At 34.8% G+C, this 24,380-nt stretch carries 22 protein-coding genes, 1 tRNA gene and 2 pseudogenes; 17 read left to right on the top strand and 8 right to left on the bottom strand.

Annotated elements, in window-relative coordinates; genetic code table 11:
* The first annotated feature begins 85 nt into the window (after positions 1-85).
* The 4 genes from ACFIKQ_RS05380 (at position 86) to ACFIKQ_RS05395 (ending at position 3,015) form a co-directional block, all read left to right on the top strand.
* Positions 86-661 carry a cold-shock protein gene (locus tag ACFIKQ_RS05380; protein WP_015856414.1) on the top strand — a complete coding sequence of 192 codons (576 nt, stop codon included), beginning with the start codon at positions 86-88 and terminating at the stop codon, positions 659-661.
* A 243-nt stretch (positions 662-904) separates the two neighbouring features.
* Positions 905-1,417 (top strand): DUF192 domain-containing protein, encoded by a 513-nt coding sequence (locus ACFIKQ_RS05385; protein ID WP_375638990.1) that lies wholly within the window; start codon positions 905-907, stop codon positions 1,415-1,417.
* The gene (locus tag ACFIKQ_RS05390) at positions 1,414-2,187 is read left to right on the top strand and encodes an alpha/beta fold hydrolase (RefSeq protein WP_375656108.1); all 774 of its coding nucleotides are present in this window, start codon (positions 1,414-1,416) and stop codon (positions 2,185-2,187) included. Before ACFIKQ_RS05385 ends, ACFIKQ_RS05390 begins: the two co-directional genes overlap by 4 nt.
* 615 nt (positions 2,188-2,802) lie before the next feature.
* Complete coding sequence (locus ACFIKQ_RS05395; RefSeq protein ID WP_015856411.1) at positions 2,803-3,015, top strand: DUF3126 family protein; 213 nt, start codon at positions 2,803-2,805, stop codon at positions 3,013-3,015.
* A gap of 44 nt (positions 3,016-3,059) precedes the next feature.
* Here ACFIKQ_RS05395 and radC read toward each other — a convergent pair whose 3' ends face one another.
* From radC to sfsA, 3 genes are read right to left on the bottom strand one after another with little or no spacing between them, the layout of a single operon-like run.
* Entirely contained in the window at positions 3,060-3,854 is a 795-nt protein-coding gene (radC, locus tag ACFIKQ_RS05400) for a DNA repair protein RadC (RefSeq protein WP_375644815.1), read from the bottom strand.
* Between the two features lie 17 nt (positions 3,855-3,871).
* Positions 3,872-4,702 (bottom strand): type I methionyl aminopeptidase, encoded by an 831-nt coding sequence (gene map, locus ACFIKQ_RS05405; protein WP_015856409.1) that lies wholly within the window; start codon positions 4,700-4,702, stop codon positions 3,872-3,874.
* Complete coding sequence (gene sfsA, locus ACFIKQ_RS05410; protein ID WP_375656109.1) at positions 4,695-5,411, bottom strand: DNA/RNA nuclease SfsA; 717 nt, start codon at positions 5,409-5,411, stop codon at positions 4,695-4,697. Before sfsA ends, map begins: the two co-directional genes overlap by 8 nt.
* Positions 5,412-5,695: 284 nt before the next feature.
* Here sfsA and ACFIKQ_RS05415 point away from each other — a divergent pair.
* The 4 genes and pseudogenes from ACFIKQ_RS05415 to ttcA all read left to right on the top strand — a co-directional run bounded on the left by ACFIKQ_RS05415 (position 5,696) and on the right by ttcA (position 9,284).
* Positions 5,696-6,533: pseudogene (locus ACFIKQ_RS05415) on the top strand (RNA methyltransferase).
* The gene (murI, locus tag ACFIKQ_RS05420; RefSeq protein WP_273787953.1) at positions 6,526-7,344 is read left to right on the top strand and encodes a glutamate racemase; all 819 of its coding nucleotides are present in this window, start codon (positions 6,526-6,528) and stop codon (positions 7,342-7,344) included. The pseudogene ACFIKQ_RS05415 and the gene murI overlap by 8 nt, the downstream one beginning before the upstream one ends.
* 179 nt (positions 7,345-7,523) lie before the next feature.
* Positions 7,524-8,141: a 30S ribosomal protein S4 gene (gene rpsD, locus ACFIKQ_RS05425; RefSeq protein ID WP_375644817.1), complete on the top strand. Its 618-nt coding sequence runs from the start codon at positions 7,524-7,526 to the stop codon at positions 8,139-8,141.
* A gap of 267 nt (positions 8,142-8,408) precedes the next feature.
* The gene (gene ttcA / locus ACFIKQ_RS05430) at positions 8,409-9,284 is read left to right on the top strand and encodes a tRNA 2-thiocytidine(32) synthetase TtcA (RefSeq protein WP_375628391.1); all 876 of its coding nucleotides are present in this window, start codon (positions 8,409-8,411) and stop codon (positions 9,282-9,284) included.
* A 409-nt stretch (positions 9,285-9,693) separates the two neighbouring features.
* On the opposite strand, the gene rimO is transcribed toward ttcA, so the two are convergent.
* Positions 9,694-11,007, bottom strand: a complete 1,314-nt coding sequence (gene rimO, locus ACFIKQ_RS05435) for a 30S ribosomal protein S12 methylthiotransferase RimO (protein ID WP_015856403.1) — start codon at positions 11,005-11,007, stop codon at positions 9,694-9,696.
* Between the two features lie 448 nt (positions 11,008-11,455).
* Entirely contained in the window at positions 11,456-12,169 is a 714-nt protein-coding gene (gene lexA, locus ACFIKQ_RS05440) for a transcriptional repressor LexA (protein ID WP_375636089.1), read from the bottom strand.
* Positions 12,170-13,342: 1,173 nt separating this feature from the next.
* On the opposite strand from lexA, the gene ACFIKQ_RS05445 reads away from it, so the two are divergent.
* A tRNA-Lys gene (locus ACFIKQ_RS05445) sits at positions 13,343-13,418 on the top strand.
* Between the two features lie 90 nt (positions 13,419-13,508).
* Here the strand turns inward: ACFIKQ_RS05445 and ACFIKQ_RS05450 are convergent.
* Positions 13,509-13,694: pseudogene (locus tag ACFIKQ_RS05450) on the bottom strand (integrase); the annotation flags it as partial.
* Between the two features lie 285 nt (positions 13,695-13,979).
* On the opposite strand from ACFIKQ_RS05450, the gene ACFIKQ_RS05455 reads away from it, so the two are divergent.
* The 8 genes from ACFIKQ_RS05455 to ACFIKQ_RS05490 all read left to right on the top strand — a co-directional run bounded on the left by ACFIKQ_RS05455 (position 13,980) and on the right by ACFIKQ_RS05490 (position 22,542).
* Positions 13,980-14,879 carry a septal ring lytic transglycosylase RlpA family protein gene (locus tag ACFIKQ_RS05455; protein ID WP_375644819.1) on the top strand — a complete coding sequence of 300 codons (900 nt, stop codon included), beginning with the start codon at positions 13,980-13,982 and terminating at the stop codon, positions 14,877-14,879.
* Positions 14,880-15,968: 1,089 nt separating this feature from the next.
* Positions 15,969-17,132 carry a D-alanyl-D-alanine carboxypeptidase family protein gene (locus ACFIKQ_RS05460; RefSeq protein WP_375636091.1) on the top strand — a complete coding sequence of 388 codons (1,164 nt, stop codon included), beginning with the start codon at positions 15,969-15,971 and terminating at the stop codon, positions 17,130-17,132.
* A 28-nt stretch (positions 17,133-17,160) separates the two neighbouring features.
* Positions 17,161-17,805 carry a dTMP kinase gene (gene tmk, locus ACFIKQ_RS05465; protein WP_375644820.1) on the top strand — a complete coding sequence of 215 codons (645 nt, stop codon included), beginning with the start codon at positions 17,161-17,163 and terminating at the stop codon, positions 17,803-17,805.
* A complete protein-coding gene (locus ACFIKQ_RS05470; RefSeq protein WP_375644821.1) occupies positions 17,802-18,845 on the top strand; it encodes a DNA polymerase III subunit delta' in 1,044 nt (347 codons plus the stop codon). The genes tmk and ACFIKQ_RS05470 overlap by 4 nt, the downstream gene beginning before the upstream one ends.
* 84 nt (positions 18,846-18,929) lie before the next feature.
* A complete protein-coding gene (gene metG / locus ACFIKQ_RS05475; protein WP_015856397.1) occupies positions 18,930-20,489 on the top strand; it encodes a methionine--tRNA ligase in 1,560 nt (519 codons plus the stop codon).
* Positions 20,479-21,252, top strand: a complete 774-nt coding sequence (locus ACFIKQ_RS05480; protein WP_273787962.1) for a TatD family hydrolase — start codon at positions 20,479-20,481, stop codon at positions 21,250-21,252. The genes metG and ACFIKQ_RS05480 overlap by 11 nt, the downstream gene beginning before the upstream one ends.
* 10 nt (positions 21,253-21,262) lie before the next feature.
* Positions 21,263-22,072, top strand: a complete 810-nt coding sequence (locus ACFIKQ_RS05485) for an MBL fold metallo-hydrolase (protein ID WP_375656110.1) — start codon at positions 21,263-21,265, stop codon at positions 22,070-22,072.
* A 110-nt stretch (positions 22,073-22,182) separates the two neighbouring features.
* Positions 22,183-22,542: a hypothetical protein gene (locus ACFIKQ_RS05490; RefSeq protein ID WP_375644824.1), complete on the top strand. Its 360-nt coding sequence runs from the start codon at positions 22,183-22,185 to the stop codon at positions 22,540-22,542.
* Positions 22,543-22,903: 361 nt separating this feature from the next.
* On the opposite strand, the gene ACFIKQ_RS05495 is transcribed toward ACFIKQ_RS05490, so the two are convergent.
* Positions 22,904-23,317: a DUF6163 family protein gene (locus tag ACFIKQ_RS05495; RefSeq protein WP_375656111.1), complete on the bottom strand. Its 414-nt coding sequence runs from the start codon at positions 23,315-23,317 to the stop codon at positions 22,904-22,906.
* Positions 23,314-24,360 carry an enoyl-CoA hydratase/isomerase family protein gene (locus ACFIKQ_RS05500; RefSeq protein WP_375656112.1) on the bottom strand — a complete coding sequence of 349 codons (1,047 nt, stop codon included), beginning with the start codon at positions 24,358-24,360 and terminating at the stop codon, positions 23,314-23,316. Before ACFIKQ_RS05500 ends, ACFIKQ_RS05495 begins: the two co-directional genes overlap by 4 nt.
* Positions 24,361-24,380 lie beyond the last annotated feature (20 nt).

Genomic DNA, 24,380 nt, shown 5'->3' on the forward strand with positions numbered 1-24,380 from the left:
GCTTGCGTGTTGATACAAGAGCAATGTTTACTTAAACCTAGAGAATCAATATCGTACAATTTATAAGCTACAGGATCACGTTATTATGACGAGTAAGGATGCATTAAAAGATTGTCCCCTATCTGAAGATAGTATAGGTGCTTGTGGGGAGATTATCGAAATCAGTGGTGTCATTAAGTGGTTTGATGGTAGTAAGGGGTATGGATTTATTGTACCTGATTTACCTCATTTCCCCGATATATTATTGCATGTTACGGTAATGCGAAGGGATGGTTTTCAAACAGCTTTGGAGGGAGCAAAGGTTATTTGTGCTGTGGAAAAAACTGAAAGAGGATTAAAGTGCGTTCAGGTGAAATCCATAGATTGTTCTTCAGCAATTCATCCATCAGAAGTTCCAGCCCGTACCCATGTTGTTGTTACTCCAGAAAGTGGACTAGAACGTGCAATTGTTAAATGGTTTAATCGTGACAAAGGATACGGTTTTCTTAGCCGTGGGCAAGGAACAGAAGATATTTTTATTCATATGGAAACGTTGCGCCGTTTTGGTTTAGCAGAGCTTCGTTCCGGCCAAGTTGTTCTTGTACGTTTTGGTAAAGGAGAAAAAGGTTTAATGACAGCAGAGATTTATCCGGATATAGGCATTCCTTTAGCTACGCATTGAATTTCACGAATAAAAACAGTATGTTTTTAAAGGGGGGTATTCCGTAAATTTCTATAGAGGTAGGTTTTTAAAGAAAATATGGCTCTAGTGAATCCATAAACCAAATGGAGAAAGTTGCGCGTATTACGTTGAAAGAAACTAGAAAACAACAAGGGGGCAACCCTCTTATTTTTTTGACTTTTAAACTCTGGTACTTTTTATTTTAGAAACAAAATTTAAAAATTTTCTGTGATGGAGACAAGAATGTTAAAGCCTTTTAAAAAGGGGCATATTGTTTTACTGGTAATGCTTTTTATGTTAGAAATGCGTGTTGTTGTAGCAAAAAAGCCCATAGAGATTCCTGTTCATCCAATTCCTTTAGAAATACATACAAAGCAAGGTACGGTTTATTATAAGGTAGAGATTGCTTTTACGCCGTCTCAAGCAGCAGCTGGTTTAATGTATCGGACTGATTTTCCACGCGATCGTGCAATGCTCTTTAAGCAGCTAAAAAGTTCTCAATCGGGAGATGAACAGAAAATTTTTATGTGGATGGCAAATACGCCTTTACCTTTAGATATGATTTTCTTAAACTCTGAGGGAATTATTGTATCGATTATTGAAAACACTTCTCCATTTTCGACAAATACCATTTCATCGGAAGTTCCTGCAGCTTTTGCACTTGAGATTAATGCTGGTGAAGTTTCTGAAAAAAAGATACAAAAAGGGCAACGTGTTATTCATCCTGTACTTTGTGGAAAGTGCAATAAAAAATGACCGCTGAAGATATTCGTTTTTTTGAATATAATGGTTTGCGATTTGCTTATCGAGAAGAAGGGCAGGGTGCGCCTGTTTTGTTGATCCATGGTTTTGGATCTTCTGCACGAGTGAATTGGTATGCAACGGGTTGGTTTCGCATTCTCACTGAAGCAGGATATCGTGTTATTGCTCTTGATAATCGCGGTCACGGAGATTCAGTTAAAAGTTATGACCCTGTTTTTTATACACCTCAAGCTATGGCTGGCGACGCAATAAAGTTACTACAGCATTTAGAGATATCTAAAGCCCATGTTATGGGATATTCTATGGGGGCTCGTATTAGTGCTTTCATGGCTCTTTTGCATCCAACATATGTACACAGTGTCATTTTTGGTGGTTTAGGTATTGGTATGGTAACGGGAGCGGGAAATTGGGAGCCTGTTGCTGAGGCACTTTTAGCAGAAGATATTTCTACTATTACTAATACGCGCGGTTTAATGTTCCGTAAATTTGCAGATCAAACGAAAAGCGATAAACGTGCTCTTGCTGCTTGTATTATCACATCAAAACAGGAGTTAACGGCATCTGAAGTTTACAAAATCGAACAACCTGCACTTGTTGCCGTTGGTTCATTAGATGAAATTGGCGGTGCAGCAGAGCCGTTAGCAGCTTTATTGCCTTGTGGTGAAGCTTTATCAATTCCTGGTCGAGATCATATGCTTGCTGTAGGCGATAAAGTTTATAAAAAAGGCGTTATAGATTTTCTTTTTCGTTATCCTATAAGATAAGCATTCTTCATAGATTTTAGCATTTACAAAAATACTCAGTATTTTTATCTCGTATAAATTGAATAAAGCTTATTTAAAAATTTTTCTATTGTAACATAAGTTTTTTATAAAAAATGGGAAGAAAGCTAAACTCTTATTAGCCTATTTTGTATATTTTTTAGAGATGTAATTCTTCTAGGGTTAGATAATTATACTTTAAAAGTTATTAAAAAGAATTATTTTTGAATGATATAATAATATTTTTTTCTAAAAAATGTAATTTTAAATAAAAAAAGTATTATTATTTTTATTTTTTATAAAAGGAACAAAATTATAAATTATTGATCAATTTTTCTTACGAATATGCATTCTAAATGCGTATGATAAAATTGGAGATAAAGTAAAATTATTAAAAATATACAGTTTTTTGCCATTTTTTAATCTATACGGGTATATTTAATAATGATAGAATCCTTTTGTAAAAGTTCTTTATAAATGTATAAAGCGCGTTGTAAATATATGTAATATTAAGTAAATATTCAGATTAAGCTTTTTTACTAACTTTACAGAATCATGAGGTTGTCTTATTTGCGCGACACGCAGTTATTTAAATCGTTAAAAAAACAGGAGAGCATAGTGAATGCTGATGAAATAAAAAAACTTGATAATTATTTAAAAAATATATTCCAAAACTCAGCATTGCAAGTTAGAGCACGGCCTAAAAAGAGTGATTCTTGTGAGGTTTATATGGGAGATGAGTTTTTAGGCATTATCTATCGAGATGAAGATGAAGATGAGCTCTCCTATAATTTCTCAATGGCTATATTAGATATTGATTTAGAAAATTGATTCGTTGTTCATAGTTGAATGAAGTCTTTTTTATCCCATAAGATTTATATAAGTTTTAACGCTTTAAAGCTCGTATGATTATTTCGTGCAATAATAAGATGGTCATGGATAATAATGCCTAATGCGTTTGCTGCATCTTTTAATCTATATGTCATTGTTATATCTGCATCAGAGGGGGTGGAATCGCCAGAAGGGTGATTATGGACTAAGATAAGTCCTGATGCGGATAACTCTAAAGCTCGAGAAATAACTTCACGAGGATAAACAGGGGTATGATCAATGGTTCCAGTTTGTTGCACCTCATCAGCAAGTAAGCCGTTTTTCTTATCAAGAAACAAAATACGAAATTGTTCACGTGTTTCATGAGCCATAACAGCTTTACAATAAGCTAACACTTTATCCCATGATGAAAAAATATCGCGTTTAAACAATTGCGCACGAGCAAGGCGTCCAGCAACATCTGAAATAATTTTTAAATCAATTGCAGTGGCGGGACCACATCCTGGAATTTCTTGAAGTCGGTGAATATCTGCTCCCAACACATCAGCTAATGAACCAAAACGTGCTATCAAATTTTTAGCTATGGGTTTTGTGTTTGCACGGGGTATTGTGCGAAAAAGCAATAATTCAAGATATTCATAATCTTCGATTGCACTTCCTTTTGACTTTAAATAACGCTTCCGAAGACGCTCACGGTGTCCTTGATAATGTTTATGGAGCTGTGCGTTTTTCTGAGGGTCTTCACTTTTTCTTTCTGATACTGGAGTGAGTGGAGAACTCGATGTTAATGCAAAGTGATCACTTTGAGTATCTTCTTTTTGATTTAATTTTTTAGCCATAACATCTCTACATTGCGTTAGGTATGCGAATTTGGAATATAAAAAATATTTTTAGGAGATTGTGTAAATATTTCATACCCTTCATTTGTGACACCAATTGTATGTTCATATTGTGCTGTCAGAGAGCGGTCACGGGTAACAGCAGTCCAACCGTCAGATAAAATCTTAACTTGTGGTTTACCAAGGTTAATCATAGGCTCAATTGTAAACATCATACCTTGTTTTAATTCTATTCCTTCTCCAGGATTTCCATAATGAAGGATATTGGGTGCATCATGAAAAAGCTGCCCAATACCATGTCCACAAAAATCTTTCACAATTGAGCATCGTTCAGATTCTGCATACTGTTGAATGGCTGCACCAATATCACCTGTGGTTGCTCCAGGCTTAACAACAGCGATTCCTTTCATAAGACTTTCATAGGTTATCTTTAGCAGGCGTTCTGCAGCACGTCTGATTTTCCCAACAGGATACATTCGGCTTGAATCCCCATGCCAACCATCAAGGATAAAGGTTACATCCACATTCACAATATCGCCTTCTTGCAAAGGTCTTTTATTGGGAATGCCATGACAGACAACGTGATTGATAGATGTACAGCATGAATGGCTGTATCCATGATAATTTAGATCAGCAGGAAGTGCTCCTCGCTTAGCACCAAAAATGAATACAAAATCATCAATTTCTTGCGTAGTAACGCCTGGCTTAATAATATCTGTAAGTGCATCAAGGCATTCTGCAGCAATGCGACCAACTTCACGCATTTTAGCAAAAGCATAATCATCGAAAATGCGAATCTTCCCATTAAATTTTAAAGGGCTTTTATTATATTCAATATACTCAGTCATTGTTTTTTCTGTTTTCTATTTTTACTCTCTGAATCGGAAAAATGCCTTCTACACTTACGTGACACTTTACAGCATAACATTCTACTCCTGATTTTAATGCTAAATCAAATTTACGTCCATAGAGTGGATCAAGATCATGACAGATTGTAAAAGCTGCGCAATCTTCTCGTTGAATAATATAAAGCATAGCAGCTCTTTTTCCTTGTTGTACAACTCCTATGAGCTCATCAAGGTGACGTGCTCCACGTTTTGTTTCACTATCAGGAAATTCTGCTAATCCTTTTTGACGAATAAAATGAACATTTTTGACTTCTAGGTAACAGTCAGGAAGAATGTCGTCACGTAAAAGAAAGTCAATTCGTGATTGTGTTCCATAGCGTTGTTCTTTTAAAATTGTTTTATATCCACTTAATTCTGGTAGTAATCCGTTTTGAATTGCTTCTAATGCAAGTTTATTGGGTAAAGCAGTATTAATGCCAACCAAAGTATTATAGGCTTCAATAATTTCTAATTGATAGGCATATTTTCGTTTGATGTTATTATGATATGAAAGCCAGATATTGGAGTTGAAAGCTGTTAATCCAAGCATTGATCCTGTATTAGGTACAGATACGGTGAGGACATGCTGATCATCTTGTTGAACATCCGCAAGGAAACGTTTATAACGACGGATAAGCTTTGCAGGAAAAAGTTCGGGAATAAAGTGCATATCCCTTTTTTAGGATTTATGATTTCATAATTCAACTGAGATTATGATTTGTAGGGGCTATTCCCTATAAAAAAAGATAAAATTGATGTAAAAAACGCTACGATATCCTATATAAATTGTTATAAATTCCATCGTCCACTTTAATGGCTTTTAAAATTTATTATCTTTGAGTGAAAAGATAACATTGCCTATAATTTATTATTAAACAGCATTAGAGTACTGTGAAGAAGGTTTCGTAAAAAATAGTGGAGAGGGAGATAGTTAAGTGAAACTAGGTAAGATTGATGGCTGGAACGAATAAGAATCGTGAAAATTTAACAAATGGTCCCATTATTATTTTAGTTGAACCGCAGCTTCCTGAAAACATTGGTATGGTCGCAAGGGCAATGGCAAATTTTGGGCTTTCTAAGCTTCGGTTAGTCAAACCTCGAGAAATGTTTCCAAATGAAAAAGCTATAGCTGCTGCGAGTAAAGCTGATCATGTCATTAACAACACTGTGATTTTTAATACATTGCGTGATTCAATTGCAGATTTACACTATGTTTTTGCCACAACAGCACGTGAAAGATGTGGATTTAAAACTGTAAAAAGTGCTGTCGAAGCAGCAAGCGTATTACGTCAGCGTGAAAGTATCGGACATAAGACAGGTATTGTCTTTGGAAGAGAGCGATGGGGATTAGAAAATGATGAAATCAGCCTTGTTGATGAAATTATTACTTTTCCAGTTAATCCTGCTTTTGCGTCACTTAATATTGCGCAAGCAGTTCTTTTAATGTCTTACGAATGGATGAAAACAGGTCTAGAGGATGTCAGCGATACGGCATTTCGTGCCGCAGAGATGGAACCTGCAAATAAAACAATATTTCATGGTTTTTTATCTCAGTTAGAAGAGGCTTTGAATATCCGTGGGTATTTTAGACCCCCAGAACGCAAAGAAGTAATGCTTGCAAATTTGCGCTCTGTTTTTACGCGCGCTAACTTTAGTGAACCTGAGGTTCGTTTATTGCGAGGCATTATATCTTCTTTGGATCATTTTTCGCCACAATATCCACGGGGGAGTAGAGCACCTGAAGAGCGTGATCGTGAAAAAATTAAAAATAAGTGTGAAAACTAATGGATGAACGACCTGTTCTTTTTTTTGATAGCGGTATTGGTGGTTTAACAGTGTTCAGGGAGGCACGTATTCTTATCCCTGAAATGCAATTTATCTATGTTGCTGATGATGCAGGATTTCCTTATGGAAATTGGAAAGAAAATATTTTGAAAGAGCGTATTTTAAAGATTTTTACAAATCTTTTAACACGCTACAATCCAGCCTTATGTGTGATTGCTTGCAACACCGTTTCTACACTGATGATGGCAGATTTACGACAGAATTTTTCTCATGTCCCTTTTGTAGGAACGGTTCCTGCAATTAAATCAGCTGCTGAACAAACAAAATCTGGTTTTATTTCCGTATTAGCTACTCCTGGAACAGTGAAACGTGCCTATACAAATGAATTAATTAATTCTTTTGCTGGACAGTGTCATGTTCAACTTGTGGGAAGTAAAAAGCTGGCTGGATTTGCTGAAGATTATTTACGGGGAAAATCTATCGATTCAGAAGAGTTAAGAAAAGAAATCCTACCATGTTTTGTGGAAAAAAATGGACAATATACTGATGTTATTGTTTTAGCCTGCACACATTATCCTTTTTTGATTAACTTCTTTCGTGAACATGCTTTATGGTCCGTTGAGTGGATTGATCCGGCGAAAGCGATTGCCAAACATATCAGATCATTATTACCACTGTCGGAAAAAGTACACGATCAATATATAAAGAAATATCAAGATTTTGCGTTGTTAACATCGAAAAATATCACTTCTTTAACGGAGAATTTGTTTAAAGGATTTGGCTTAAAACTCATGAAAGGAGTTGACTTTGGGTTGTAAGACCAATAATGATGATCTGGCTATTTTTTCAAGAAAATAGCATTAATTGACGTGTCCCGTGGATAACTTTGCATATTGATATGTTAAGGTATTCTGTCAGTCTTTAGTATTTAAAGGCAGAGGAGGGCGCGTTTCCTTGGGGTCTTGAGATCTCGTGTTTTATTTTATAAGGAAATGCGATGAGTAAACGCGAAACAACAAAGTATAAAATTGACCGTCGTATGGGAGAAAATATTTGGGGTCGTCCGAAATCTCCTGTCAATCGTCGTGATTATGGTCCAGGTCAGCATGGACAGCGTCGTAAAGGAAAACTTTCTGACTATGGGGTGCAGTTGCGCGCTAAACAGAAATTGAAAGGGTTTTATGGAGATATTTCAGAAAAACAATTTCATAAGACCTATGAAGAGGCTGCTCGTCGACGGGGTGATACTGGTGAAAATCTTATCGGTTTGTTAGAAGCACGTTTGGATGCTGTTGTTTATCGTGCAAAATTCGTGCCTACGATTTTCGCTTCTCGCCAATTTATCAATCACGGTCATGTTAGTGTAAATGGTCGGCGCACAAATATTCAATCTTATCGTTGTAAACCTGGTGATGTTATTGAGGTTCGGGAAAAATCAAAACAACTTGTTTTAGTTTTAGAATCAGTGCAATTGGCAGAACGTGATGTCCCTGATTATATTGAAGCAGATCATAAACAGATGAAAGCAACCTTTACACGTATTCCTGCTTTTGCAGATGTTCCTTATGCTGTACAAATGGAACCTAATTTGGTTGTTGAATTTTATTCTCGATAATTTTTCTGCAAGAGAAATTATTTTTCTCTTCTATTATTATAACTTCAAAATATTGTGTTATTTTTACAATCTCTGAAGTTAATAAGTGCTTTTTGTGAATGGTTCTATATTAAGTTTATTGCTATGTTTTATAGTCATAGACTTATATAGTTCCATTTCTTTTTTGTGTATCTAATTTATAAATTCAAAAAACATAAATGTAAGCTTGCTTTAATATTTGTTTTTATCTTTGCAAAACGAGCTGTTTATTGTGCAGGATATGGTATTATGAATGATGTTTCAGTTGAATATCAGGCAATAGAAGAAAACGAAGGGAGAGATGATCCTTTAATAAGCGAAGCAGATAGTTGTCATCCAATGTTTCGTGTTGCTCCTTCAAGCGTAGAATTTAATAAATTGCGCAAACGACTTTTGCGTCATATGCGACAAGCTTTGGATGATTTTTCTATGCTCTCTACAGGAAAAAAATGGCTTGTTGCTTTATCGGGTGGAAAAGACTCTTATGGTTTATTAGCGCTTCTTTTAGACTTAAAGTGGCGAGGTCTTTTATCCGTTGAAATTCTTGCCTGTAATCTTGATCAAGGGCAACCTGGATTTCCTAAGCATATTCTTCCAGACTTTTTAAGTTCTTATAAAATTCCATATCGTATTGAATATCAGGATACTTATTCCATTGTTACAGATAAATTGGCAGAGTCGCAGACATATTGTTCACTTTGTTCTCGATTACGACGTGGTAATCTCTATCGTATTGCACGTGAAGAGGGATGTTCTGCATTAGTTTTAGGTCATCATCGTGATGATGTTTTAGAAACATTTTTTATGAATTTGTTTCACGGTGGCCGATTAGCTGCCATGCCTGGAAAACTTAAAAATGATGAAGGAGATCTTTTTGTGTTACGTCCTCTTGTTTATGCAGCTGAGGAGGATATGGAAAAATTTTCTCAAGCAATGCAATTTCCGATTATTCCTTGTAATCTTTGCGGTAGTCAAGATGGTTTACAACGTAATGCAATGAAAGAAATGCTGAAAAATATCGAAAGACAAATGCCAGGACGTAAAGATACGATGATTCGCGCTTTAACAAATGTACGCCCAAGTCATTTGCTTGATAAGAAATTCTTTGATTTTAAGACCTGTTAATAAAGATTAGATATTTAAAAAAATAAGTTCAAAGAGTTTAAGATAAGATACTTATTTATTAAGACACTATTGAAAAAAGTTTCCTTTCACTAACTAATGACTGTCGCAATATGAAAAATGGGAAAATAGTACGATTGTCGATTTTCTCTTTTGTTAAGTAAAAATGGTGAACCTTGAGGATTTTATTCTTTTGCGCCGCCGTCACCTCATTTAAGGCATTAAATTAAGAGAATATATAACTGCTTGGTATTTGTGGAGTGTATAGCAAACATTCAGGGCGAGGATTGCTCGTAAATTCTCATGAAGTGAGTTACATAAGTGATCAAGTTCGATTGTGAGTAGCCGATCTTTTTATAAACCAATGCTGATAGAAATCTTCATCATTGAGGACAGGGAAGAAGTTAAATTTTCAAACTGCTACACCATAAAGATCATAGGCATCCGACTGTTCAATTTTAACGCTGACAAATTCACCAACACGCAACGGGCGTCGTGATGATATATGGACAACACCATCTATTTCTGGAGCATCGTATTGACTACGTCCTTTGGCAACTTTTCCTTGACTTTCATCGATAAGCACTTGGAGTCTTTTTCCAATTTTTTTCTTTAAAAGATGTGTAGAAATTTGTTGTTGTTTTGCCATAAAACGATGCCAGCGATTTTCTTTCACCTCTTCAGGAATATTTTCTAATCCCAAATCATTTGCGGCGGCTCCTTTTACCTCTTCATATTTAAAGCACCCAGCGCGTTCAATTTTTGCTTCTTCTAGCCATTCTAGGAGTATATTAAAATCTTCATTCGTTTCGCCAGGAAAACCAACAATAAATGTTGACCGCAAAGTAAGATCTGGGCATATTTTTCGCCATTTTTCAATTCTACGGTTTGTTTTTTCTATGAGTGCAGGACGCTTCATATGACGCAAAATAGCTGGTGATGCATGCTGAAAAGGAATATCCAGATAAGGAAGAATTTTTTTTGCAGCCATAAGTTCGATAACTTCATCAACATGGGGATAAGGATAAACGTAATGCATACGTATCCAAATACCCATATCGCCTAGTTCGCGACAAAGATCAAAGAATTTTGTTTTTATTGTACGATCTTTCCAAGAATTTTCGAGATATTTTAGATCAATACCATAAGCACTCGTATCTTGTGAAATAACTAAAAGTTCTTTTACACCCGCTTGCACGAGTTTTTCAGCTTCACGAAGAACATCGCTGATGGGACGTGAAGTGAGATCACCACGCAGAGTAGGGATGATACAAAAACTACACTGGTTAGAGCATCCTTCAGAAATCTTTAGGTAGGCGTAATGGCGAGGTGTTAAACGAATACCTTGGGGAGGAACTAAATCAAGAAAAGGATCATGAACAGGAGGAATTGCTGTATGAACAGCTTCTATAACACTTTCATAAGCTTGCGGTTTTGTAATAGCCAATACATTAGGATACGTTTGGCGAATAACATCAGGATCAGCACCAAGACACCCCGTTACAATAACTTTTCCATTTTTTTTGAGAGCTTCATCAATATTGGCTAATGATTCTCTCCTTGCCGAGTCAAGAAAGCCACAGGTATTCACAATAACGACATCAGCTCCTTGATGTTGACGTGAAATTTCATACCCTTCAGAGCGAAGGCGTGTAATAATTCGCTCAGAATCTACGAGTGCTTTTGGGCATCCGAGGGAGACAAAACTAATACGAGGTGCTACCATGATGATCCTACAATTATTGTGAATGATTGAGTTACACTTTTATAACTGAAAAATAATGTTCTTTATTTTTATACCTATGCAATAAAATCTGTTACAAAGTTATTTGATTTTTTTCTACAAAATTTTATGTGTTTTTATGCATGCATACAATTTATATCGTAAAATTCTGTCATTGAGGACGATGATATAAGGTTGCTTCCTTCAAAGCATTCAAGTTCTTTTATAAAGTACGTGGTGAATATTTTAAAGCTTACTTGTCGCTCCTTGCGTAAGTGAAGGAGATGTAGGGAAGGAAAAATGAAACCCGCTCGATAAGGATCTGGACTGTTTATAGACCGAATTGGGGCATCCTTTGGCAGTGGAGAGGAAGTCAACTGCGTGTGGCACAATAAAAAAATACTCAACAACTCCTTATTGCGATATCTATCGCGTACTATAAGGTTTATTTTTAATATTTGCGAATAAGTCCGGTAAGTTTGCCTTGTATTTCTACACGTTCGGATTCGTATGTACGTGCTTCATAATGAGGATTTGCGGCTTCTAATGCAATAGAAGCTCCTTTGCGTCGATAACGTTTTAATGTGGCTTCTTTTTTATCAATAAACGCAACAATAATTTCACCTGTTATTGCTGTATTTTGACGTTTCACAATGATCGTATCTTTATTAAGGATACCAGCCTCCATCATAGAATCATCTTTAACTTCTAATGCGTAGTGCTCACCTGTATTAACCATATTGCGTGGGAGAGAAAGAGTGTTTATTTGTTGCAGTATAGCAGAGGCGGGCACGCTCGCAGAAATACGTCCCATAATAGGAATGGTGATATTTTTTTTTTCTTCTTCATCAAAGTTGTCAAGGTTACTCAAGTTTTTTGATATTTCCCTTTTATTTTTTTCTATCATACTGGGAGAAATTTTACGTGCTAAAGAAAGGTTAAATGTTATTTTCTCAGGGAGTCGAATCACCTCCACTGCACGAGCGCGATTGGGTAAACGACGTATAAACCCTCGTTGTTCTAAGGCTATAATGAGCTTATGAATACCAGACTTTGAAGAAAGTTCTAATGCATTTTTCATTTCTTCAAAAGAAGGAGGAACACCAGTTTCTTTTGTATGGTTATGAATAAACAAGAGTAGCTCATATTGTTTACATGTTAGCATTCAATATTCCAATCAAAATAATAAAAAAGGAGTAAAGTAAAAATACATGTATATATAACAATTTTACAATTTTTTTTCCGCCAAATCAAAATTATTTTCTTTATTTTTGATCCTATAAGTTAAGTTAATGAAGCAATATGTTTATTTATAGACATATTTAAATTATTATTTATATAAAACTTACTTTAAGAATTTTATGAAATTATTATTTATATATTATATATCTACATTAATATTAAACAATGTATAAAAATACTTTATAGCTCTGACTGGATTATCCAACACTAAATTTTATGACCAGTGTTATCCTTTTCTTCTAAAAATATATCTACGTATTTTGTAATTTCTTGATATAAAAAAGTTAATTAGAAGGCATTTTATATATTTAGAACACTCTATGGGTATTTAGATCATTTTGCACACTGCATATTATTTCTGCTTTTTTTAAGTAAAATTATCTACAGCTATAATAGTGAGCATAATTTATAGTCATTCGGGATACTTTCAATGAGACTGAATTTTATGTCTGTTTTATTCTATAGGATAAATTGGCTTTCGTTATATATTCATTATGCATGAATAAAAATCATACCCTCAAAATGCCATTGTTGCTCATTGTCCCATTTTCAGGTCTAACGTACCAACCGCTATATACTATTTTGCTGAACCCTAATGTTGAGATAATTTTTGGTTATTGAAAGGAGGTATAAAAGGTATTTTCATTTCTTTTTTATAGTTTTATTCTCTCACTCAAGTGATGAAATTATAAATTGTTATAAATCAATATGTTATATTGTAAATCTGTATTCATATTTGAAAATTGAAAACTAAAATATGAAGATATAAAAATAATATTATAGTAAAAGGTATTTTTTCTCTATCCATTATGCTCAACAACCCATGTGAGGGAAGGAGGGTAATTTCTTATAATTTTAGCGCTCCGAATCTATGCAATATTTTGCAATGAAATTGTTCCTTGATTGAAACTTCAAAAAGAAGATTAAAGAGTATCTATACAATGATGAAAAAAGGAGGGGAAAACGGAAAATTATTGATAACTGAAGAAAATAATAATATTTTTCTTCAAAAGGTGTTGACCAAATGAAAAGTCAACCGTATGTTCCCTTCACTTTCTGCAAATTAGATAGTCTACAAACTAGATAGCTTGTGTGAGAGCGCGTAGCTCAGCTGGTAGAGCAACTGACTTTTAATCAGTAGGTCCAGGGTTCGAATCCCTGCGCGCTCACCAAATTTAAATAATATCAATAGACTATACAAAAATTTAAGAATCTTTCTCGTTTTGATTCTTTTTGAAGTTTTTTATTGATTCTATAATCAGTCATTTTCTATCAGATGTTTTGGAATAGAGCGATGCTATGCTGTCTCCTGTCCAAAATAAAGAGCTTTAAGCTTACGATACGGTTGTACCTGCGTTGGCAGAAAATGTGGTTGCTCCTTTTCTCAATCCATAGATTGATTTTTTAATACCTACTGCATTACATGATTCGCAAAACAAGTTGCTAAAATCACCACTTATTCACAGTTTATATTATGAAATAACTTTTCTATAAGATGTTGATTTGTTTAATTTTCATTCTTTTAAACATCTACTATAGTACATTTATTTCTTACAAAAATCATAAAAAGGTTAACAATGTGTTAATTTCTTGATAAAAGGAGCCAATTCAAGGGTGGTATATGCGCGAGGGAAATCATTTAAAAACGTAAATTCTTCCGTCGCATATAAAAAGCGTGACAGCGTGACGTGGTTTTTACAGTAGTACTTAACAGAAATAAGTGGACTGAATAGATGCCTTCAAATAGAAAAAAGAAATTTACTTTTATTATTAAACCATCACTTCAATTGTTTTCTATGATCGTCATTTCTCAGTCACTGGTATCTTGTTGCGCAAGCCAAACTATGAATTTTTCAATAAAAGATTCCTATCATAATAAACCAATTGACGTAAACACTTCTGTACTACCTCAACAAGTATCCAATAAGAAGAATCAATCGGAAGAAAAAAAGCGTGGACGAGCTGTTGTTGGTAAACCTTATCAAATAAAAGGAAAGTGGTATTATCCTCAAAATGATCCAACTTATAAACGTGTTGGCGAAGCATCATGGTATGGTTCAGATTTTCATGGGCGTTTAACTGCCAACGGTGAAATTTATGACATGAATCTTTTGACTGCTGCTCATCCTACAATGCCTTTACCTAGCTATGCTCGTGTTACTAATTTGAAAAATGGATCTTCAATCATTGTTAGAGTGAATGATCGCGGACCTTTTATGAAAGACAGAATCATTGATTTATCAAGGCAAGCTGCGGCAATACTGGGGTATGTAGATAGGGGGGTTGCAGATGTTAAGGTAGAATATATTGCTGAAGCACCCGTTGGCTATTATGATGGTGCATATTTAATGGCCTCTTATACTCCTGGAAATGCTGCCTCGTATTCATTAGCGTCAGAAAATGTTTCGAAAAAAAGAGAAACTGTTTTGTTAAAAGACAAGCGCAATACAGGAAACAAAGAAGGATTAGCTAAAGCAGCTGCTGTTGAACAGGAACAACGTAATAAAACTGTTGCAGTTAAATTGCCAGAAATTGGTCCTATCATGGTTGATAAGCCGATGCCATTCGATCAAGTTGCTTCTATAAATAAGCTAAACAAAAAAACAAAGGTCAATTGGCTACAACTGTTTTAAGAAAATATGCGTTGATTTTTTATCTATATAATTCTCTAGTAAAAAAGATAAGAACTTACGGATTTAGTGGAAGGTTTTCATCTTAAAGCGCGTTGTCCTTTTAAAAAAGCGTGGTTGGGTGCTATTATAAATTCAATACGTTCTTTCCGCTCCATTACTGGTCTATTCGTCGTTTTATGATATTTCTTGCTTTAATAAAGCGCGTACTTTTCTTGCTGTAATAGCTTTTGCTAGACGAGGGGAGATTATTGTATCAGTCTTGTTTGTGTAATCTCCAAAGCAACTATACAATCAATTTGATAGGAATAAAAAGCTTGAAAAATATTTTCTTTTGATTCGGTTTTGCAGCTTTCCAAAAAGCATCCACGGTAATATCTTATGAAGAGATTATGCATTACTTCATGCTTTTGTTTATCATGTTCTTTAATGGAGTAAGTCCCCTCACGAGAAACAGAGCGTCTCAAACAAAATACACATACATTGCCAATTCACGTACTTATTTAAAAGGGAAATATTTCAACACGTTACAAGCCTATTTTACGATAGCGCCTATGAATGGTATGATTGGTAACGCCTTTAGACATCACTATCTTTACACTTATGAAGATATAAACCGACACCATCGTACACTTTGTAAACCTCCAATGTTTTGTGCGATAATTTTTAACACTTGAGAGGTTGATAAGAGGTATTTTTATTCTCTTTTTTAATAATTTTTATCCATATACGAACTTTACTTATGACGCGTAAGTAAGCGAATTTTATTAAATTCAATATGAAAAGAAATATAACGAAGAAATCTTACAGCATTTTTAATAATATATAAGTTAAAATATTATAATTTTTATAATAAACAATGTACTATAAATATAAAACAAAAAACTTAAAAATATTTTTGTCTTTGTATACTTTAAAATATTAAACTAAACCTATGTAGAAGATAAAAAGTTCATCATATTACTTTTGATAAAGTTGAATAAAAATAAAGTCTTTTCTTGAGTTGTCAATAATTCCTCAATTTGCGGAAATAAAAAAGTTTTTTCCTATATAAGATTCTTTATGTTGATCTTTGGGATGGGAGGAGAAGCTATGTATACAACATTAAGGATCTTATTGACTTTATGGGGGATATTGGCATTTGACACGTGGGGGAGAGCAGAAGGTTTTCAAATTTCTGCATCACAATTGTTGTTACTCGATGATGATACAGGGACAATACTTTATGAAAAACAAAGTGATATTCCTTTTTTTCCTGCTTCATTAGCAAAATTGATGACAGTGGAAGTCGTATTTCATCACTTAAAGGAGGGAATGTTAAAGAGTACGCAGAAATTCAAGGTCAGTGAAAATGCTTGGCGTAAAGGTGGAGCACCTTCCGGTACAACCACTATGTTTGCAAAGATAAAGACAGAAATCAGTGTTTCTGATCTTTTACGTGGTTTAATTATTATGAATGGAAATGATGCTGCTATTATTCTTGCTGAAGGAATATCTGGACATGAGGCTCATTTTGCAAAACTGATGAATCAGCGCGCGAAAATAGTCGGATTATCTCAGAGTCATTTTGTTAACGCAACAGGGCTACCCGAAGATGGACAATTTGTAACCGTGCGTGATATGATTATATTAGCACGTCATATTGTTCAGGAATATCCGGATTATTATGCACTTTATCGTGAGCCTCATTTTACGTGGAATAATATTTTTCAACGTAATAAAAACCCTCTTATTTCTAAGGAAATTGGTGTAGAAGGATTTGGTTTTGGCTACAGTGAAAAAGAAGGTTTTTCAATGGTTGCCACCATTTCTAAAAATCATCGACGTCTTTTTTTAGCAATCAATGGTTTGCAAGATGGTAAAAAATATACAAAAGAAATAGAACGCATTCTTCAATGGGGAATGACAGCATTTGATCTCAAAACGATTTTCATAAAAGAAGAAACGGTTGGTCGTGCTTCTGTTTATGGTGGTACGCAAAATTTTGTTCCACTCATTGTTAAAAAACCAATAAGTTTTATGCTTTCGAATGAAAAAAAAGTAAATGTTAAAGCAAAAATTAAATATCATGGTCCATTGAAAGCTCCTATCGTTTCTGGACAATCAGTTGGCGTTATTCAAATTTTAGAAGATAAAAAGGTTCTTCTGGAAAAACCAGTTTTTGCCGGAATGAATGTTCAGGAAGGAAGTTTCTTTGCAAAAGTAAAAAATGCATTCTATGAAATAACAATTGGATGGTTACGGAAATATTTGTAGTTACGTGCTAATAAGGTTAAGGTCATACGTGTCAGGTTATTTTATTACATTCGAAGGAGGGGACGGGGTAGGAAAAACGGTGCAGATTTCTTTACTTGCTGAGTCTCTCTCACACCAAGGTTATGATGTTGTCACAACACGAGAACCAGGGGGAACGCTAGGAGCAGAAGCAATCCGGCATATTTTATTGTCAGGGCAGGCGCAACATTATGGACCGTTGATTGAAGCTGTTTTGTTTACAGCCGCACGTGTCGACCATGTTACCGAGGTTATCGCGCCTTCTTTGCAAAAAGGTAAAATCGTTTTATGTGACCGCTTTATTGATTCTACACGCGTTTATCAAGGACTCAATGATACAGTCAGTTCTTCTCTTCTTGCTGTTTTAGAGTGTATTGCACTCAATGGTATCTTGCCCCATTTAACATTTTTATTAGATATGCCAGCAATGTGTGGTATGAAACGTGCAAATTTACGAAGAAAAGAAACAGAAGAAATTGATTATTTTGAAAAAGATCAGTTGGAAATTCAAGAACAAAGGCGTCAAGCTTTTCTTCAATTGGCCAAACAGGAACCCCATAGATTTCGAGTCATTGATGCTACTGGCTCAGTGGAAGCGGTTGCACATCAAATAAAAAATATTTGTCATCAGGTATTGTTGGATAAGCTTTCATGAGTAATGTAAATATCTTACGCCAATATGATGATATTGATACAATTTTATCACCATCCCAGAATGATGTTGTCTTTGGTCATGAGGATGTTCGTCATTTTTTGACACAAATGCTTAAAGAAGAGCGTTTGCATCATGCATTGTTATTTGAAGGAGAATATGGGATTGGAAAAGCTACTTTAGCCTTTCATCTTGCTTGGAACATTTTAAGTTCTCAACAGGAGGCTTTCTTGAAACCCGATCCTTATTCTACTCCATGGCGCCAAATTACACAAGGAAGTCACCCTGGTCTTTTGTATATTTCACGTCGATTTGATGTAAAAACGCAAAAGTTTAAAACAGGAATACTCGTTGATGATGTCCGTGATATTATGCATTTTTTAAGCCGAACATCGCAAGATAATGGATGGCGTATTGTTATTATTGATTCTGCAGATGATATGAATAGAAATGCAGCAAATGCAATTCTCAAAATACTTGAAGAACCACCTTCAAAAACGTTATTTGTTATTATCGCGCATTCTTCAGGAAAATTGCTTCCAACAATCCACTCACGGTGTCAAAAAATTTCTTTTCGTCCGTTGAATAACGATGAAATGAAAAAAGTTATTATACATATTTTTGCCAATCAGAACTTACCTGATGAGAAAACAATTGAAATAATTATTAAAAAATCTAAAGGAAGTCCTCGAAAAGCTGCTTTACTTATCTGCCATGACGGTCTTGAAATTATTAAAACAATTGATGCTCTCTTAGAGAAACCTGTTTGTAACGCAACGATTGTACATACTCTTGCACAAACATTTTCATCTGTTTCTTCTACATTCCAATTTCAACAATTTTGTGATGAAATTCTTAATAAAATTCAAAAAAAAGCTATCATGCTCGTTGAAAAGGGTGACTTATTTCTCTCAAAAAAATATGCGGAAAAATGGCAAGAGATTCATCAAGAAATAGAGGAAATACAACTGTTTAATCTCGATAAAAAGCAGTTTGTTATTAACTTACTTTTTAAAGTTCATAAGATCATTCATGAGGATTAGTTTTTCCGTGACAATACGATGAACAGACGTTATGTCATTATATCTTTATATCTTTTATTTATAGCGTTTTACAACGAGTATGACATGCGTGACACATATTACATAACAACTCCCATTTTTTATCCTAATGGTGCCCCACATATTGGACATGCCTATAGTGCAATTGCAAGCGATGTCTTAGCCCGCTTTCAACGATTAAACGGAAAAAATGTATTTTTTCTTTCTGGTACAGATGAGCATGGTCTAAAGATGCAACAAACCGCAGCAGCATTAGGTATGACACCTCAGCAACTTGCAGATCGTAATAGTGCTGTGTTTCAAAAAATGCTTGCAGTATTAAATTGTTCTAACGATGATTTTATTCGTACGACAGAAGAACGCCATTACCAAGCTTGTCAAGAAATTTGGAAAAAGATGGAAGCAAATGGCGATATTTATCTCGGTCGTTATACGGGGTGGTATTCGGTTCGCCAAGAAGCCTATTATGAAGAAAAAGATACGGAAATTGGACCAGACAACATCCGCCGTGAGAAAGAATTAGGCTCTCCAGTTGAATGGAATGAAGAAGAAAGTTATTTTTTTAGACTTTCTCATTATGAAAAGGCTCTTCTTGAATATTATGAAAAACATCCTGATTTTATTGCTCCACTTGAGCGGCGTAATGAAATTATAAGTTTTATAAAATCAGGTTTAAAAGATATCTCTATTTCACGCGCAAGTTTTAACTGGGGCATTGCTGTTCCTGAGAATCCAAAGCATGTGATGTATGTCTGGGTTGATGCGCTTACAAATTATCTATCAGCAATTGGTTTTTTCAATGAAAATTCAAAAAAACGTGATTTTTGGCCTGCAAATACGCATATTATTGGTAAGGATATTATTCGTTTTCATGCAGTTTATTGGCCGGCATTTTTAATGTCTGCTGGAATTGAATTGCCTAAAAATATTTTTGCACATGGTTTTTTACTTAATCGTGGTGCAAAAATGTCAAAATCTATTGGAAATGTCGTTGATCCTTTTGAAATGGTTGATCATTATGGTCTTGATCAGGTCCGTTATTTCCTTCTCCGTGAAGTACCATTTGGACAAGATGGTAGTTATAGCCATGAAAGCCTTGTGAACCGTATTAATGCTGATCTTGCTAATGATCTTGGTAATTTAGCACAGCGCTGTTTGTCTATGATTGCCAAAAATTGTAATGCACAAGTCCCGAGACCAACTTCATTTTTAGCTCAAGATAAACAGCTTTTAGAACAATCTCTTCAAGTACTTGAAACTGTACATCAAGCTATGTCTTCTTATAGTATGCATTTAGCACTTTCAGCTATTTTTTCAATTGTAGCAGATGCCAATCGCTATTTTGCCAACGAACAACCTTGGAGTTTACGTAAAAATGACCAAGAGCGATTTTCTACAGTTCTTTATATCACTGTAGAAATCTTGCGGAGAATAGGAATTATGCTTTTACCTTTCATACCCCAATCAGCAGCGAAACTTCTTGATAGCCTTGCGGTTGCTGAAGATGATCGGTTATTGTATCATATAAGTCACTCAAAAATTCAAGAAGGGCTTGATCTTCCACCACCAGAACCGATTTTTCCTCGTTATATCTTGAAGAAAGAAGATACTTATCATGTTGATTGATACACATTGTCATCTTGATTTTGAAGATTTTTCACAAGATTTGGATAATGTTATCCAACGGGCTTTAGATGCTGACGTTAAACGTATGATAACAATTTCAACCCATGTTCATAAGTTAGATAAGCTGTTAGCCATTGCGCAAAGCTATGATCAAGTCTTTTGTTCTGTTGGAACACACCCCAATCATGCGCATGAAGAACAAAATATTACAGCGGAAGAGCTTATACAGCTCTCGAATCACCCTAAAATTGTTGCGTTTGGGGAAGGGGGGCTTGATTATCATTATGATTATTCTACACCAGAAGAGCAAAAAAAAGTTTTTCAAGAACATATCATTGCTTCTCGAGAAACACAGATTCCTCTTGTTATACATTCACGCAATGCCGATCTCGATATGGAGACAATATTACGTGAACAGATAAAAGAAGGAGCTTTCCCCTTTATCCTTCATTGTTATTCGTCTGGAATGCAACTTGCTCGTGCTGGAATCGAACTTGGTGGTTATATTTCTTTTTCAGGTATTCTCACTTTTAAAAATGCACTTGAAATCCGTGAAATAGCAAAAATTGTGCCCCATGAGCATTTGTTAGTGGAAACAGATGCTCCATTCTTAGCACCTAGTCCCCATCGGGGAAAAACAAATGAACCATCTTTTGTATGCTATACAGCAGCTGTTTTAGCTGAAACAATTGGCTTAAGCATTGAAGAAACAGCTCAAATAACAACGCGTAATGCTTTTCGTTTATTTAGTAAAATGAAATAAGGCAAAAGATATGTGTGATCAATACCGATTTACAATATTAGGTTGTGGTCCTTCTCCAGGAGTACCACGGCCCAATGGTGATTGGGGAACATGTGATCCGAATAACCCTAAAAATAAACGCTACAGAAGTTCTTTATTAGTTGAACGTATTAAACCTTCAGGAGACAAAACAACGATCGTTATTGATACAGGTCCAGATTTTCGCTCACAAATGATTGATGCACGTGTAAGCCATCTTGATGCTGCTCTTTACACACATTCTCATGCAGATCATATCCACGGTATTGATGATTTACGCAGCTATGCACTTGCACAAAAATGTTTAATAGATATCTATGCCGACAGATTTACACTAGAACATCTCAAAAGTGCTTTCGGATATTGTTTTCAAACACCAAAAGATTCATCTTATTCTCCCATTTTAAAAGAGCATCTTATCAATGAAGATAGCCAATTTATTATTCAGGGGCAGGGTGGAGCAATAAGTGTCAATACACATTTACAACACCACGGAAACATTCATTCCTTAGGTTTTCGGATTGGGAATGTTGCCTATTGTACGGATGTTAGTGAATTTCCTGAAAAAACTTTATTCAAATTAATGGATTTGGATGTTCTCATCATTGAAGCTCTTCAATTTAAATCCCATCCGAGTCATTTTTCTGTTGATCAAGCATTACAATGGATAGAATATTTAAAGCCAAAACAAGCAATACTCACACATATGGACAGATCGCTGGATTACAATACGGTTATAAATTATGTCCCATCCTATGTAAAACCTGCATATCAAGGTCTTACTTTTGAAACAGATACGTAAGCTTATTATGTGCAATATTTTAAGTTAAATAAAATACTTTTAGATTTATCCTTTATTTTATTTCAATTTTGACATATTTAGTGCTTTTTTATGTCAAAAATGAGGCTTTTATGTATAAGAATTTTAAGCGGGGTGTATGTATTGTGGTTTTAGCGGTTTCCTTGACAGCATGTGGAGGGCGTTTAGAAAAAAACATTTCAACGACAACATTACATGACGGATCAATGAGTTGTGCCGATATTCAACGGGAGTTTTTTGCTAATAAACGTCAGATTAATGATACAATTGCAGAGCGTTCTAAAGCAAGAAATAAAAACGTGGCCTTAGCAGCAGCAGGTGTTGTATTTGTACCTGCTTTGTTTTTTATGGATGTAAAATCAAGTGAAAGTAATGAAATTTCAGCTTTAAATAATCGTAATGCTGTTTTGAGTGATCTTGCACGTATGAAACGTTGTAAAATAGTACAGTAATTTTTATTATTTATACGACGTAATTTCATCACAACTATTTTGGTCTTTGAGGAATATTCTCAAAGACCGAATATTTTAATGTGCGGTTCAATTATTATCGCCATTACCATAATTTTTTTTAAAAAGTGAGTTGTACGATTATAAATATGATTTATGTTTTAAAGTAGGGTTTGCTTTATTTTTCTGTATCTTATTATCGCATAATCTATATTATGGAACTTTATGGAAGGAGTATATCTAGCATTAGCACTTTGAGGAACGTATGTTTGAAAACTGTGGTGAGCTACTTTTAAAAACTTGATGACCTTTGAAGTTAGTATGATTGAAAATCGAGCCTGTTATTCTGGCTCGAAAATTTCAATCACGATGTTTTTTTATTTTTTACTCTTTTAAAAAAAATCATCACAATTTGTAGTATTATGAAAGCTAAAAACAATATTCCATGAAATAACGGTACAAATGGCTGATAAATAAAATCAGAATAATATATTGTTATTGCTTCAATCAATGCTGCAATACACCACACAATGATACCCCATAATGAATACATCCAAAGTCCAACTAAGGCAATAGGATAGAGAATAGCCAATATAGCTGATGCAAATTGCCACTGCCAAGGCATAAGATCAAAACGCCATAGAACACCTGGAAAAACACCAACAAGGCGTATCCAATAACAAATACCTAGGACTAAGCAAATGAGTGCCAAAAACCGTAAATAACAGTTATAGATTAAATTGATTTTTGAAATCCGTTTGTGTGAATTATTTTTCACAATAATAACTCTTGCTCAACAGGTTGGAAGTAAGAATCTACCATTTCATCTGTCACATTTGAAAGTTTATCTGGCTGCCATTGAGGTCTTTTATCCTTATCTATTAACATAGCACGTATACCTTCATGAAAATCATGTGAATTAATCATATGATGTGCAATACGGTTTTCAATTTTCATACAATCTTCCAACGTTTGAGATGAATTTTGTTTCATTTGTTTCCAGATAACTTTTAAACTTATCGGAGAACGTGACTGCAAAATATCATAACATTCTTTAGCAAATAAAATACCTTCATTACTTTTTTTATGTAGCAACTCAAGACATTCTTCTAAGGTATGGGCACTAAAACAAGTGTTAATAATACAACGTGTTTCATGACTCGTTTCATAGTCTTTTGTAATTGCTCGCTCGTTTAAAGTTAAAGTAGGATCTCCTTGCTCAATAATAGCTTTTCTAATCATATCGAATTCAATTTCAGCAACGGCGTGTGTTGCTAATCCTAAATTTAAGCAATCTCCCCACTTTATGCGTGCGCCCGTTAATGCAAGATAGATGCCAAAATGATTGGGAAGAGATGGTAAGAAAAAACTTGCACCTACATCTGGAAAAAATCCAATTGCACCTTCTGGCATAGCAAAAACTGTATTTTCTGTAACAATTCGATGCGAACCATAGAGAGAAATACCTACCCCTCCTCCCATCCAAATACCGTTTAAGAAAGAAATGTAGGGCTTTGAAAAATGTTTAATATAAGCATTTAAACTATATTCATCACTAAAGTATTGACAAGCAGAGGCACTTTTCCCCATATGGTAGATTTCTACAACATCTCCACCAGCACAAAAAGCACGCCCCTCCCCTTCAATTAAAACACAAGAAACATTATCATCTATTTCCCATGTCCTGAGAGCTTTTTTTAAAGCTGAAACCATTCGTTGATTCAGAGCGTTTAATGCTGAAGGGCGTGTGAGCTTTATAATACCAGCACGGCCTTCTTTCGTAAAAGAAATATCATCATCTGCTCCAAAATCAATTTGCATCTTACACCCTTCTTAAAACA

Source organism: Bartonella sp. MR63HLJHH, from assembly GCF_042194155.1.
In the GTDB taxonomy this organism is placed as follows: domain Bacteria; phylum Pseudomonadota; class Alphaproteobacteria; order Rhizobiales; family Rhizobiaceae; genus Bartonella; species Bartonella grahamii.